At 72.7% G+C, this 13,388-nt stretch carries 7 protein-coding genes, 1 tRNA gene and 1 rRNA gene; all 9 read left to right on the top strand.

Annotation, left to right across the window (positions count from 1 at the left end; all coding sequences use genetic code 11):
• Positions 1 to 106, top strand: a 5S ribosomal RNA gene (rrf, locus tag DEJ09_RS17810); the annotation flags it as partial.
• 116 nt (positions 107 to 222) lie between these two features.
• Positions 223 to 1,710 (top strand): glutamate--tRNA ligase, encoded by a 1,488-nt coding sequence (gltX, locus tag DEJ09_RS17805; protein ID WP_111089450.1) that lies wholly within the window; start codon positions 223 to 225, stop codon positions 1,708 to 1,710.
• Between the two features lie 6 nt (positions 1,711 to 1,716).
• Positions 1,717 to 2,748, top strand: coding sequence for an NAD(P)/FAD-dependent oxidoreductase (locus DEJ09_RS17800; protein WP_111089449.1), 1,032 nt, complete (start codon positions 1,717 to 1,719; stop codon positions 2,746 to 2,748).
• 45 nt (positions 2,749 to 2,793) lie between these two features.
• A tRNA-Gln gene (locus DEJ09_RS17795) sits at positions 2,794 to 2,865 on the top strand.
• A gap of 363 nt (positions 2,866 to 3,228) precedes the next feature.
• Complete coding sequence (locus DEJ09_RS17790; RefSeq protein WP_181433413.1) at positions 3,229 to 5,994, top strand: non-ribosomal peptide synthetase; 2,766 nt, start codon at positions 3,229 to 3,231, stop codon at positions 5,992 to 5,994.
• A 368-nt stretch (positions 5,995 to 6,362) separates the two neighbouring features.
• Positions 6,363 to 7,322, top strand: a complete 960-nt coding sequence (locus DEJ09_RS17785) for a glycosyltransferase family 2 protein (RefSeq protein ID WP_111047116.1) — start codon at positions 6,363 to 6,365, stop codon at positions 7,320 to 7,322.
• Positions 7,319 to 8,284: a glycosyltransferase family 2 protein gene (locus DEJ09_RS17780; RefSeq protein WP_071246821.1), complete on the top strand. Its 966-nt coding sequence runs from the start codon at positions 7,319 to 7,321 to the stop codon at positions 8,282 to 8,284. The genes DEJ09_RS17785 and DEJ09_RS17780 overlap by 4 nt, the downstream gene beginning before the upstream one ends.
• Positions 8,281 to 11,844 (top strand): glycosyltransferase, encoded by a 3,564-nt coding sequence (locus DEJ09_RS17775; RefSeq protein WP_111089447.1) that lies wholly within the window; start codon positions 8,281 to 8,283, stop codon positions 11,842 to 11,844. The genes DEJ09_RS17780 and DEJ09_RS17775 overlap by 4 nt, the downstream gene beginning before the upstream one ends.
• 58 nt (positions 11,845 to 11,902) lie before the next feature.
• A partial coding sequence (locus DEJ09_RS17770) for a PIG-L family deacetylase (protein ID WP_181433412.1) occupies positions 11,903 to 13,388 on the top strand: 1,486 nt, incomplete at its 3' end.

Raw genomic sequence — 13,388 nt, 5'->3', positions numbered from 1 at the left:
TAGCGAGAGGGAAACGCCCGGTCACATTCCGAACCCGGAAGCTAAGCCTCTCAGCGCCGATGGTACTGCAAGGGGGACCTTGTGGGAGAGTAGGACGCCGCCGGACTTAACGTAGAAGAACCAGGGAACCCCTGACCATTCGTGGTCAGGGGTTTTCTGCGTTCTGCAGCCCCTCCACAGGGCAGGTGGGAGGGACAGACGCCGCGGTAGGGTTGTCGGGTCATGACTTCGCCATTCACCACTGCCTCCGGCTCCGACATCCGCGTCCGCTTCTGCCCGAGCCCGACGGGGACCCCGCACGTGGGGCTCATCCGCACCGCGCTCTTCAACTGGGCCTACGCCCGTCACACCGGCGGCAAGCTCGTGTTCCGCATCGAGGACACCGACGCCGCCCGCGACAGCGAGGAGTCGTACGGGCAGATCCTCGACGCGCTCCGCTGGCTGCGGCTCGACTGGGACGAGGGCGTGGACGCCGGCGGCGAGCACGGACCGTACCGGCAGTCCGAGCGCACCGCGATCTACGACGACGTGATCGCGAAGCTCAAGGAGTCGGGGCACATCTACGAGTCCTTCGTCACGCCGGACGAGATGGAGGCCCGCAACAAGGCGGCCGGTCGTGACCCCAAGCAGGGCTACGACAACCACGAGCGTGACCTGACCGATGCCGAGCGCCAGGCGTTCCGCGACGAGGGCCGCGAGCCGGCGCTCCGCCTGCGGGTCCCCGACCGTGACCTGAGCTTCGACGACCTGGTGCGCGGTGAGATCACCTTCAAGCAGGGCACGTTCCCCGACTTCGTGGTGGTCCGTCCGAACGGCACGCCGCTGTACACGTTCACGAACCCGGTCGACGACGCCCTGATGGGCATCACGCACGTGCTCCGGGGCGAGGACCTGCTGTCGTCGACCCCGCGGCAGATCGCCCTGTACGAGGCGCTGTACGAGATCGGCCTCGCGCCCTCCATCCCCGTGTTCGGACACCTGCCGTACGTCATGGGGGAGGGCAACAAGAAGCTCTCGAAGCGTGACCCCGAGTCGAACCTGTTCCACCACCGCGCCGCCGGCATGATCCCGGAGGGGCTCGTGAACTACCTGGCGCTGCTCGGCTGGTCGATCGGGCCCGACCGCGACGTGTTCTCGATCGACGAGATGGTCGCGGCGTTCGATGTCACCGACGTGAACCCGAACCCGGCCCGCTTCGACCACAAGAAGGCCGAGGCGATCAACGGGGACCACATCCGTCTGCTCGCTCCCGAGGACTTCCGGTCGCGTCTGCTGCCGTACCTGTCGGAGTTCATCAGCGACCCGGCGACCCCGGAGCAGCTCGAGATCCTGACCAAGGCCGCCCCGCTCGTGCAGGAGCGCATGCAGCTGCTCGGCGAGGCGCCGGCGATGCTCGGGTTCCTGTTCACCTCCGACGCCGACCTGGTGGTCGAGGACGACGCCCTGGCCTCGCTCAAGGGCGACACGGCGACGGTCCTGACCGCGAGCACCGCCGCGCTCGAGGGCGTCCAGGACTGGACCACCGAGGCCATCGAGGGTGCGCTCCGTGCGGCCCTCATCGACGAGCTCGGCCTGAAGCCCCGCGTCGCCTTCGGCCCGCTGCGCGTGGCGGTGTCCGGACGCCGGATCAGCCCGCCGCTGTTCGAGTCGATGGAGATCCTGGGCAAGGAGTCCACCCTGACCCGGCTCCGCGCCCTCGCGGCGCGCTGACCGACCGTGAGCAGTACGGAGCACGCCGACCAGGTCGTGCACGACGTCGCGGTCATCGGCGCCGGGCCGGCCGGGCTGAGCGCTGCGCTCAACCTGGTCCGGGCGAAGCGCACCGTGCTGCTCGTCGACGCCAACCGCCCCCGGAACGCCGCGACGCTGCGGTCGCACGGGTTCCTGACGCGGGACGGCATCTCGCCGCTCGAACTCCGCAAGCTCGGGCGGACCGAGGTCGAGGGGTACCCGGAAGCGACGGTCGTCCAGTCCGTCGTCGACCTGGTGGCCCCGGACCCCGACACGGACACCTGGCAGGTGCACGGCTCGTGGCGCGGCACCGAGCTCGAGGCCCGCGCCCGGACGGTCGTCGTGGCGACGGGGTTGCGTGAGGAGTTCCCGGCGCTGCCGATGCTCCGCGCGTTCTACGGCACCGCGGTGCACAGCTGCGTCGAGTGCGATGCGTACGACAAGGCCGGGCAGCCGCTCGCGTTCATCTGCGAGACCGACGACGTGGTCGATCGGGCGCTGCTCATCGCCGCATGGACCGACGACCTGATCGTCTACACGAACGGGGTGGCGCCGCTCGACGACGCCGGCCGCGCTCGGCTGGCGGCCGCCGGGATCGTCGTGGACGAGCGGGGCGTCGAGGACCTCGAGGGCGATCGCTCCGGGATGACCGGCGTCCGGCTCGCCGACGGCCACGTCGAGCCGCGGACCGGTGGGTTCGTCCGACCGGTGTGGCACGCCGACCTCGACTGGCTGCGCACCAGCGCCACCACGAGTACGAGCGCCATGAGCGGGAACACGGCCGCGAACGGCGACACGCCCGGAGCGCTCGAGGGGCTCCAGCGCGACACGCAGGGACTCCTCGTGGTCGACCGGGTGGGCCGGACGTCCGTCCCGGGGCTCTACGCCGTGGGAGACGTCACGCCTCCCGGGCCGGAGCAGCTCATCGTCGCCGCCGGACACGGAGCCGCGACCGCCGCCGCCGTGCACCGAGACCTGGTGGGTGGTCTTGCGGACCTCCGGGATGCTGTACAGTAGTTGATCGTGCCCCGGGTGACCGGGCCAGAAGGCCGACAGGCCTTTTGGGGTATGGTGTAATTGGCAACACAGCGGTTTCTGGTACCGTCGTTCTTGGTTCGAGTCCAGGTACCCCAGCACTCGATGAACAGCCCCCGGGACTTCCCGGGGGCTGTTCTCGTTTCCGCGACCTTCTCGTTCCGAGCGTCCTCATCGGCGATGCACGGCGCATCCACGGTCGCGCCACGGCTGATCCGGAGGTTGCGCGGAACCGCACGATCCCCGAGCCGGGCGAGCCGCCGTGCGGACGGCGCCCACGGCGGTGGACCGGTCGTTCCGGAGTCGTACCGTCCGTGGCGGGCGCAGGCCGCGCCTCCAGGCCGGTTGCGGTTCCCCGCACCGGGCCGGAGCCTGCTCGCGGGCCGGGGGAACGCGGACCTACGGTCGGAGGACCGTCGCGGGAGTCGTGGCGGTCCGCTGCTGAGCACCCGAGGTGTCATCGTGACCTCCGTCGACCCGCTGACGACCGTCGATCCCTGGAACCACCCCGCAGCCGTGCCCGCGGCGGCCGACCACTCCGTACTGGACCGCTGGGACCGCGTGGTGGCGCTCCGGGGCGACGCCGCCGCGCTCGCGGGGGACGGCCGTCCCTACACCTACGCCGAAGCGGACCGGGCCTCGCGCGCGCTGGCCGCAGCCCTGGCCGTGACGCTCCGACCCGACGACCGCAGCGGCGCCGGTGTCGGCGACACCCCGGGCGGGTCATCGAAGCCGGTCGGGCTGATGGCCGGGCAGTCGACCGAGGCCGTGATCGGCATCCTCGCGCTGGTGCGTGCCGGACGCACCGTGGTGGTGCTCGACGACCACCTGCCCGCCGCACGCCTGGCACACGTGGCCCGCCTCGCCGGCGTCGACGAGATCGTCGCCGACACCGAGCGTGCGACGCTGGCCGCTGCCGTCGTCGCGGAGCGGGACGGCCGGGTGCACGCACTCGGCGAACTGCTGGACGCGGGTGAACCGGGCGCGGCTCCGTCGCCGGACACCGTCGACGTGCGCCCCGGCGGGCGGGACCCCTTCGCCATCGTCTTCACCTCCGGCTCGACCGGCATGCCGAAGGGCGTCGTCCTGACGCACCGGCAGCAGATCGCCGACGCCGAGCAGGACGCGGTCGCGCTCGGCCTCGGCCCCGGCGACCGGCTCGGTGTCGTCCTGCCGCTCTCCTTCGCGGCCGGGCTCCTGTTCTCGTTCGACACGTTGCTCTGCGGCGGCACCATCGTGCTGCTCGAGCCGCGTGAGCTCGGTGTCGAGCGGCTGCTCGGGCGGTTCCGGGACGACGACGTGAACGTGCTCGTCTGCACCCCGCACCTGCTGCGCTCGATCATCGGGTCGCAGAACGCCCCCGGGTCGCACGGGACGGCGGCCGGGACCGCACCGGTGCTCGGCGGGCTGCGCTTCCTGATGACCACGGGCGAGTCCGTCACCGGCGCCGACCTCGCCGCTGCCCGACCCCACCTGGACCCGGACACGCTGCTCCTGAACGCCTTCGGCTCGAGCGAGACCGCGTGCGTCGCGTACTGCCCGGTGGCACCGGGGGAGCCGGTGCCCGAGGGCGTCGTGCCCGCCGGGTGGCCGTTGCCCGGCAAGACGGTCCTCGTGCTCCGCGAGGACGGCAGCCCTGCCGACCCGGGGGAGACCGGCGAGCTCGTCGTCGTCTCCGACGCCCTGACCGCGGGCTACTGGGGCGCGCCGGAGAAGACCGCCGAACGGACCGGACGCACCGGCGAGGCCGAGGCCGCCGCCGGCATCCCCGTCGGGACCCCGAGCTGGCGGCAGGGCGACCTGGCACGCGTCGACCCCGACGGGCGGCTCGTGCTGCTCGGCCGATCCGACGACGCCGTGAAGGTCCGCGGCTACCTGGTCGAGCCGAGTGAGGTCGAGGCGGCGCTCCGCGCGGTCCCCGAGGTGCACGACGCGGTCGTGACGGCACAGGTCGACCCCGGTTCCGTCACCCGGCTCGTCGCCTACGTGGTCGGTCGCCCGGGGCACCGCACCCCGGCACCGGGTGCGCTCCGCCGGGCGCTCCGTGAGCGACTGCCCGAGTACATGGTGCCGGCGTCGATCGTGCCGATGACCGAACTGCCGCGGAACGAGCGCGGCAAGGTCGACCGGGCCGAACTCCCCGGGGCACCGAGCGTCGAGACCGAGATGGTCGAGGGCGAGTACGACCAGTGGGAGCTCGTCGTGGGGCAGATCTGGGCCGAGGTGCTCGGCCTGCGGGGCGTGCACCTGGACGAGGACTTCTCCGCCCTCGGCGGCGACTCGCTGTCCGCCGAGGAGATGCTCGCCGTCGTGCAGGACCGGCTCGGGGTCGACCTGCGCTCCTCGGACGTGCTCGAGCACCCGACGCTCCGCGCCTTCGCCCGACGGGTGCGGAGCGGCACGAGCGCGCTGCCGAGCCACCCCGACGTCGTGAAGGTCTCCGAGGCGCGCGAGGGCGGCCGTCCGCCGGTGTTCTGCTTCGCCGGTGGCGGTGCCCTGGCGCTGACGTTCCTGCCGCTCTCGCGGCACCTGCCCGCGCACGACCTGTACGCGTTCCAGCAGCACGCCCTCGAGCGCCGTGGGATGCCGGACTGGAACATCGAGCGGAGCGCCCGCCGCTACCTCGCCCTGATGCGCATCGTGCAGCCCCGCGGCCCGTACCTGCTCGTCGGCCACTCGCTCGGCGGACTCGTCGCGCTCGAGATCGCTCGGCTCCTGACCGAGAGCGGCGAGCAGGTGGAACACGTCGTCCTGCTCGACACCTACCTGCCCCGCACGAAGTCCGAACAGGCCCGCCTGCACTTCGGCCGGATGGAGTCGCGCGACCAGCCGAACACCGCCGTCCGGGCCGTGCAGCGGGGGCTCGACCGCGCCGTCAGGCGGGTGCTGCCCGCGGGTGTGCCGTACGGGGCGCTGTTCGCCAAGCGGCTCCGGGCGTACACCGCCGGCGTGTTGCGGCACGGTGGGCAGAAGGACTTCGACGCCTTCTTCGACCAGGCCGAGATCGTCACCAGGCGCCACCACCCGACGCCGTTCCACGGGCGCGCCACCTACGTCCTCGCCGACGCCAACCCCGACGCCGCCGGGTGGTCCGCACTGCTGCGCGGGCCCACCGAGATGGTGCGGATCGCGAGCGAGCACACGTCGCTGCTGCGGGAACCGCACGTCGCCGAGCTGGCGGTCGCGCTGCGGGCCGCCTTCGAGACGGCGGACGTGCCGCAGGTCTGAGACCGGCCCACGAGCGGACGGGAGGCGCGGTGCCGGCTGGCACCGCGCCTCCCGTCCGCTCGTCCTGCGTCCACCACCCGCCGGCCGCCGCGCCGGACCGCCAACCTGCACGACCGTTGCGGGTTTCCGTATCCGCACCCGGGTGTCCGCAAGGGACCGCACCGCGCATTGACCCTCCCGCTGGCCACGGCGATGGTTGGAACCGCGGGGGAGAGTACCCACTCACCCGCGGCAAGCAGGCGGCGTCGTACCCGCGTCCCGCTGCTCGACCGACGACGGTCACCGTCGTCGATGCGTCATCCGAGGACGCGCCGCTCGTCTCGACGAGCCACCACCCGACAGCAACCCTGACCCGACAGGACCGCGCCATGCCCGCACGTACCGTTCGCCCTGCAGACCCGAGGGTCTCCGTCGTCATCCCGGCACGGAACGAGGCCCGCAACCTCGAGATCATCCTCCCGAAGCTCCCGCCCGTGTACGAGGTGATCCTGGTCGACGGCAACTCCGTCGACGACACCATCGCCGCCGCCCAGCGCGTGATGCCCGACATCCGCGTCGTGCACCAGACCCGCAAGGGCAAGGGCAACGCCCTGGCCTGCGGCTTCGAGGCCGTCACCGGCGACATCGTCGTCATGTTCGACGCCGACTGCTCCGCGGACCCCGACGAGATCCCGCGGTTCGTCCAGGCACTCGTCGACGGCGCCGACGTCGCGAAGGGCACCCGGTACTCGCTCGGCGGTGGCAGCGACGACATCACGATCGTCCGGAACATGGGCAACCGCGGCCTGAACATGCTCTGCAACATCATCCTCGGCACCCGCTACAGCGACCTCTGCTACGGCTACAACGCCTTCTGGGCGGACGTCCTGCCGGAGATCGGTCTGCTGTCGTCCGAGCTGCCGAAGCCGGCCGACGGTTCGATGCTGTGGGGCGACGGGTTCGAGATCGAGACCGTCCTGACCTGCCGCTGGTCGGCCGCCGAGCTCGCGATCACCGAGGTGCCGAGCCACGAGAAGCTCCGCGTGCACGGTTCGAGCAACCTCAACGCCGTGACCGACGGCATCCGCGTGCTGAAGTCGATCATGCACGAGCGTCGTCGTGCCGCGATCGGCCGTGCCGAGGTCCGTCGCGCGGCGATGAGCGTCGTCCCGCCGGCCGAGCAGCTGGCCGCGCCGGCTGCTGCGCCGGTTGCTGCTGCTCCCGTCGCTGCGGCGCCGGTCGCTGCGTCCGTCGCGACCCCCGTCGCTGCGTCCGCCGTCGCCGGGGCGTCCGTCGCCGGGGCAGCCGTCGTCGCGTCCGTCGTCGCCCTCGAGGAGGACGTCGCGTGACGACCGTCGCGGTCGTCATCTGCGCCTACACCCAGCAGCGCTGGGGTGACCTGCAGGACAGCGTCGAGTCGGCCAAGCGCCAGCCCGAGGGCCCCGAGGTCGTCGTCGTCATCGACCACGAGCCGGAGCTCCTGGCCCGCGCCGCCGCGCGCTGGCCGGAACTCCGGGTCGTCCCGAACACCGAGGACCGCGGACTCTCCGGGGCCCGGAACACCGGTGTCGCCCTGACCGACGCCGACGTCGTCGCGTTCCTGGACGACGACGCCACCGCGGACCCCGACTGGCTCGGGCACATGCTCACCGCGCTCGAGGACCCCGACGTCGTCGGTGTCGGCGGTCGTGCCACGCCGTCCTGGCCGACCGCGACCGGCCCCGGCCCGTACGCCGACGAACTGCTCTGGATCGTCGGGTGCTCGTACCGCGGGCTGCCCGAGACCCCGGGCGACGTCCGCAACGTCATCGGGTCGAGCATGGCGTTCCGCCGTGACGCGATCCTGCTCGCCGGCGGCTTCCGCTCCGGCATCGGCCGCGTCGGCAACCAGCCGCTCGGCTGCGAGGAGACCGAACTCTGCATCCGCATCGCCCAGGCCCGTCCCGGCGCGCGGATCCGGCACGAACCGCGCTCGAACGTCTCGCACCGGGTCTCGCCGGACCGTGTGACGATGCGCTACCTGCGCCGCCGCAGCTACTACGAGGGCATCTCGAAGGCCGTGCTGAGCCGTCGGGTCGGCACCGGCGACTCGCTCGCCAGCGAGTCGACCTACCTGACCCGGGTGATCCCGGGCGCCGTGCTGCGCGAACTGCGCCACGTCGGTCGTGGCGGAGGACTGCGGGCGTACGCCATCGCGCTCTCCGTCGTCTCGACGGTCGCGGGCTACGCCGTCGGCCGGGTCCTCGGCACCGTCGTCGTGCGGACCCCACCCGCACCCGCACCGCTCCCGCAGCCGGTGGGCACACCGTGACCCGCGCGACCCTGGCGATGGTCCTCTCGCCGGTCGTGACCGGGCCGCTCGTCCCCACCTGGGACGGCGCGCTCTGGGTCGGCGAGGTCGACCGTGCCGACGTGCACGCGTCGAGCCACCGGGACGTCATCGCCCTGCAGGGATCCGCCGGGTACGGGCGTGCCCGCCTGCTCGTCCGCGACCACGGCGAGCCCCTCGGTTTCGTCGAGGCCGAGATCACCGAACGCCGCCGCATCGGCGGCACCATCGACGTCCGTGCGCTCCTGCGCGCGATCCGGCCCATGCCGGCACCCGACCGTCGGCCGGCAGCAGGTCTGGTGCTGCCGTCCGTCACCGTGGTGCTCTGCACGGACGGCGCCGCCGGCACGACCATGCGGTCTGTGCTCGCGAACGGGCACCCCGACTTCGACGTCGTCGTCGTCTCGCACGGCGCCGACGACGGCGGGGTGGCGACCGTCGACATCAGCGGACGTCGCGTCACCACCATCCCCGCGCCCGACGGCGGCCTCGCCGCCGCACGGAACGCCGGCCTGCTCGTCGCGAGCGGCGACGTCGTCGCGTTCGTGGACGAGGGCGCCGTCGTGGACGGCGACTGGATCGCCGCCATCGCCCGTGCCTTCGCGACCGACCCCGACGTGGCCTGCGTCACCGGGCTCGTGCCGAGTGCCGAGCTCCGGACGACGGCGCAGCGCTGGCACGACGACCGCACCCCCGGTGGGCGGACCGTCCGCCGGCGGGTCTTCCGGCTCGACGACCCGGTCGACGACCTCCCGCTGCACCCCTTCGCCGCCTCGGCCTACGGCACCGGCGCGAACCTCGCCGTGCACCGCGCGACCGCGCTCCGGATCGGCGGGTTCGACACCGCCTTCGGTCCCGGCACGCGCGTCGGCGGCGGCGACGACCTCGACCTCTTCACACGACTGCTGTTCGCCGGATCCGCGATCGCCGTCGAACCGGCCGCGATCGCGTGGCAGCGATCGGCGGACGACGTCGCGTCGCTCCGCGCCGCCGCTGCCGCGCACGGCCACGGACTCGGAGCCTGGATGACCAAGAACGCACTCGACCGCGACACGCTGACCGCCTCGGTGGACGCGGCGCCGGAGGCCATCAGCGCCTTCGCACGCCTCGGCCTCGAGCAGGGCGACGACGCTGCCGACGCTGCTCCGGCGAACAGCCACGGGACGGGCGCCGCGCGTGACGCGGACACCGTCGACGCCGTCGACGCGGAGTTCGCGGCGACGAAGCGTCGGTTGCGTCGCGTCGAGCGGCGCTCCGTGCTCACCGCACCGGTCCTGGCGCTCCGCGAACGCATGGGCGGCGCGGGGACGATCGACCGGACGGCGCACGGTCGCCACGAGCTGCAGCGCGGCCTCGACACCGCGGGGCCGGCACGACCGACCCCGGGCGGCGCGATGAGCCCGGTGGCCCGACTCGGCGCCGCCGCGATCGTCGTGCTGACGCTCGTGCTGGCCGCCGTCGGCAGCGTCGTCGAGCTGCCCACGCTGCGGGCGAGCGCCGTCGCGGTCTTCCTGTTCGCGCTGCTCGGGGTCGCCCCGATGCTGCTCGTCCGTCCGATGTCCCTCGCACGGTTCGCCGTCCTCGCCGTCACCGGGTCGCTCGTCGGCACGATCGGCATCGGGTACACCATGGCGACCTTCCACATCTGGGCGCCGACGGTCCCCTTCGTCGGTGTCGTCGTGCTCACCGCGGCGGCGCTCGCCGTCTCGGTGCCGCGTGACCTGGCGGAGCTCCGTCGCGCCGGCCTCGTGCGCCGGGAGACCGCCCGGCCCCGGTGGAGCACGACCGCCACGGTGACGGCGCTCTCGCTCGGCGGGCTCGTCGTCGTGGTCGTCGCCGCGCTCACCCACATGGGCGACCCGGTGCCCGCCGGCCTGTTCGGCTCGCTCGGCCCCGGCCTGGTCGTCGGGCTCGTGCTCGTCGTCGCCGCGGCGGTCATCGCCCTGGTCCGCGGCCGCGCGCTCGCCGTGCCCGTCGTCGTGCTCGGCGGCGTCGTGCAGCTCGCCCAGGCGATCACGTACGGCGTGCCCACCGTGACGGCCGCCGCGCGGCACATCGGTGTCGTCGAGTACATCCGCCAGTTCGGTGGGACCAACCCGTCGGCCGACATCTTCCAGACCTGGTCCGGCCTGTTCGCCGGCGCCGCCTGGGTCGCCGACGTCGGTGGCATCGTCAACACGATCCTCATCGCCGCGTGGGTGCCGGTCCTGCTCGCGTTCAGCACGACCATCGCCGTCGGCGTCCTGGCGGCGCACTGGCTGCCCGGCGCCCGTCGGCCGTGGATCGCAGCGCTGCTGACCGCGATGACCGGTTCGCTCAACACCACGTACTTCTCGCCGCAGTCGACCGGCATCCTGATGTCGATCGTGATCCTCGTGCTCGCCACCGGACCGCTGCGCGATGCCGCCGTCACCACCGCCGACGGCTCCGTCGCCGCCAAGCCGCGGGCACGGCGGGTGGGGCTCTCGCGGATCGTCGCGATCACCCTCATCGGCATCGTGCTCGCCGTGACCCACCAGATCTCGCCGTACCTGACGGTCGCCGCACTCGTCACGCTCATCGTGTTCCGGATGCTCCGCCCCTGGTGGCTGCCCGCCGTCGTGCTCGTGCCGGCGGTGGTCTTCGCCGCGCTGAACGGCGACATCCTCGGGCGGTTCCTGTCGCTCGCGGCGGTCGGACGCGTGCTCGACAACGTGCAGCCGCCCGCGCACGACATGACCGTCCTGCCGAAGCCGCTCGTCACGCGTCTGGCGTTCGACATCCCGGCAGCCGCGCTCGTGGTGCTCGGGCTCATCGCCGTGCTGACGGTGCTGATGCGGCGCGACCGGACGCACTGGGCGCTCCTCGCCACCGCCGCGAGCCCGATCTCGCTGCTCGTCGCCACGAACTACGGCCAGGAGGGCGTCTTCCGCGTCGTGCTCTTCGCGACGCCGTGGATCGCGATCCTGGCGGCGGCGCTCCCGATGCCCGCCGGTCGGTTCGCCCCGGCCGGGGCGGTCCTGCAGCGCGCGATGCGTCCGTCCGCGGTGCGGTTCGCGGTCGCCGGAGCAGCGGTGGCGGCGCTCGTCGCGATCGGTGCGTTCGGGCAGACCTCGCTCGACTGGAACCGCGTGATGACCCGGAGCCAGTCCGCGGCGACGCAGTACTACGACCGCACGGCACCAGCGGGCTCCGTGATGCTGCTCACCGGGTCGGCCAACGCCGTCCCGAGCAACACCGGCGCACGGTACTTCGACGTGGGCTACCTGTCCCGCGAAGCGCTCGGCCCGTACCCGGACCCGACCGGCGGCTACGACGCCGAGGCGGACCTGTCGAACGTGACGCGGGAACTCGTCGTGAACTGGTCGGCCACCGGCTACTACGCCCTGGTCGCGGAGCCCTTCGGCGCCTACGACGAGCGGTACGGCTACCAGAGCGACGCCGACTACCAGGAGCTCGCCGCCGCCATGGCGTCCTCGCCCTACTGGAAGCGGGTCTGGTCGTCGGGGACGACCGCGATGTACGAGCTGACGATGGAGGGCCTGCGCCATGCGACCGACTGAACCGACCTCCGACAGACCGCGACGGACGCGACGGGCCACCGTCGCGTCCGTCGCGGGCGTGCTCGCCACCGTGCTCGCCGTGCTGGTCGCGCCGAACCTCGCCGTCCAGCCGGCCGCGGCTGCGGCTGCGGACTGCAGCGCCGGGCGGGTGCTCAACGTCGTCGCCCACCCCGACGACGACCTGCTCTTCCAGGGCACGGACCTGCGGAAGGACATCGAAGCGGGGCGCTGCGTGCGCTCCGTCATCGTCACGGCCGGCGACGCCGGCAAGCCCGACTGGTACTGGCAGGAACGCCAGGTCGGGCTGATGGCCGCCTACGCGAGCATGGCCGGCGTCGACCCGGCGTCGACGACCGGCTCCACGACGGTCGCCGGACGGACCCTGCTCACCGAGACCCTGACCGCCGACCCGCGGATCAGCCTGGTCTTCATGGACCTGCCGGACGGCAACGTCGAGGGCAACGGCTTCTGGGCGAACGGCTACGAGAGCCTCCAGCGCCTGTACACGGGCGACATGGACACGCTGCACACCGTCGCCGATGCCCCGCACAGCGCCACGTACACGCTCGCGCAGCTCCGGGCGACGCTGCAGGGGATCGTGCAGGACTTCGCACCGACGGACATCCACACCCTCGACCACGAGGGCGAGTACGGCGACGGGGACCACAGCGACCACCACACGGTCGCGTACCTGACCGACCAGGTGCAGCAGCAGTACACCGGCGCGCACGGCTTCACCGGGTACATGGGGTACCCGATCGCCGACCGTCCGGCGAACCTGATGACGGCCGAGACCCAGGCGAAGGCCGACGCGTTCTTCACCTACGCCGCGCACGACAGTGAGACCTGCGCCTCGTACGAGGCCTGCTCGGCTCGACCCGAGACCTCGTGGCTCAGCCGGCAGTACACCGCAGGCTCACCCGTGCCGACGGACCCCACCGACCCCACGGACCCGACCCCCGCACACGAGGACGTGACGGGTGCGGCGTCGGTGACGGCGAGTGCGGAGAACCCGGCTGATGGTCAGACGGCCGTGAAGGCGGTCGACGGTGTGGTGAGCGGCTACCCGGATGCGCCGACGGCGGAGTGGGTTGCGCCGTCTGGTCGTGCGGGGACGTGGATCCAGCTCGGGTGGGCGGGGGCGACGGCGTTGGACGCGGTCGACCTCGCTGATCGGCCGAACGCGGTGGACCAGGTGCTGGGTGGGACGTTGACGTTCTCGGACGGCTCGAGTGTGACGGTGCCGGCGTTGCACAACGGTGGTGCGGTGCAGCGGATCACGTTCGCGGCGCGCAGTGTCACGTGGGTGCGGTTCACGGTGACCTCGGTCAGTGGCGGGACGCAGAACGTGGGGCTCGCCGAGATCCGCGCGCTGGCCCCGGCCGACACGACGACGCCACCGCCGACCCCGACCCGGACGGACGTGACGGGTTCGGCGTCGGTGACGGCGAGTGCGGAGAACCCGGCTGATGGTCAGACGGCCGTGAAGGCGGTCGACGGTGTGGTGAGCGGCTACCCGGATGCGCCGACGGCGGAGTGGGTTG

Origin of the sequence: Curtobacterium sp. MCLR17_055 (assembly GCF_003234305.1) — a bacterium.
In the GTDB taxonomy this organism is placed as follows: Bacteria; Actinomycetota; Actinomycetes; order Actinomycetales; family Microbacteriaceae; genus Curtobacterium; species Curtobacterium flaccumfaciens.
This window is presented reverse-complemented; position numbering and strand designations above follow the sequence as displayed.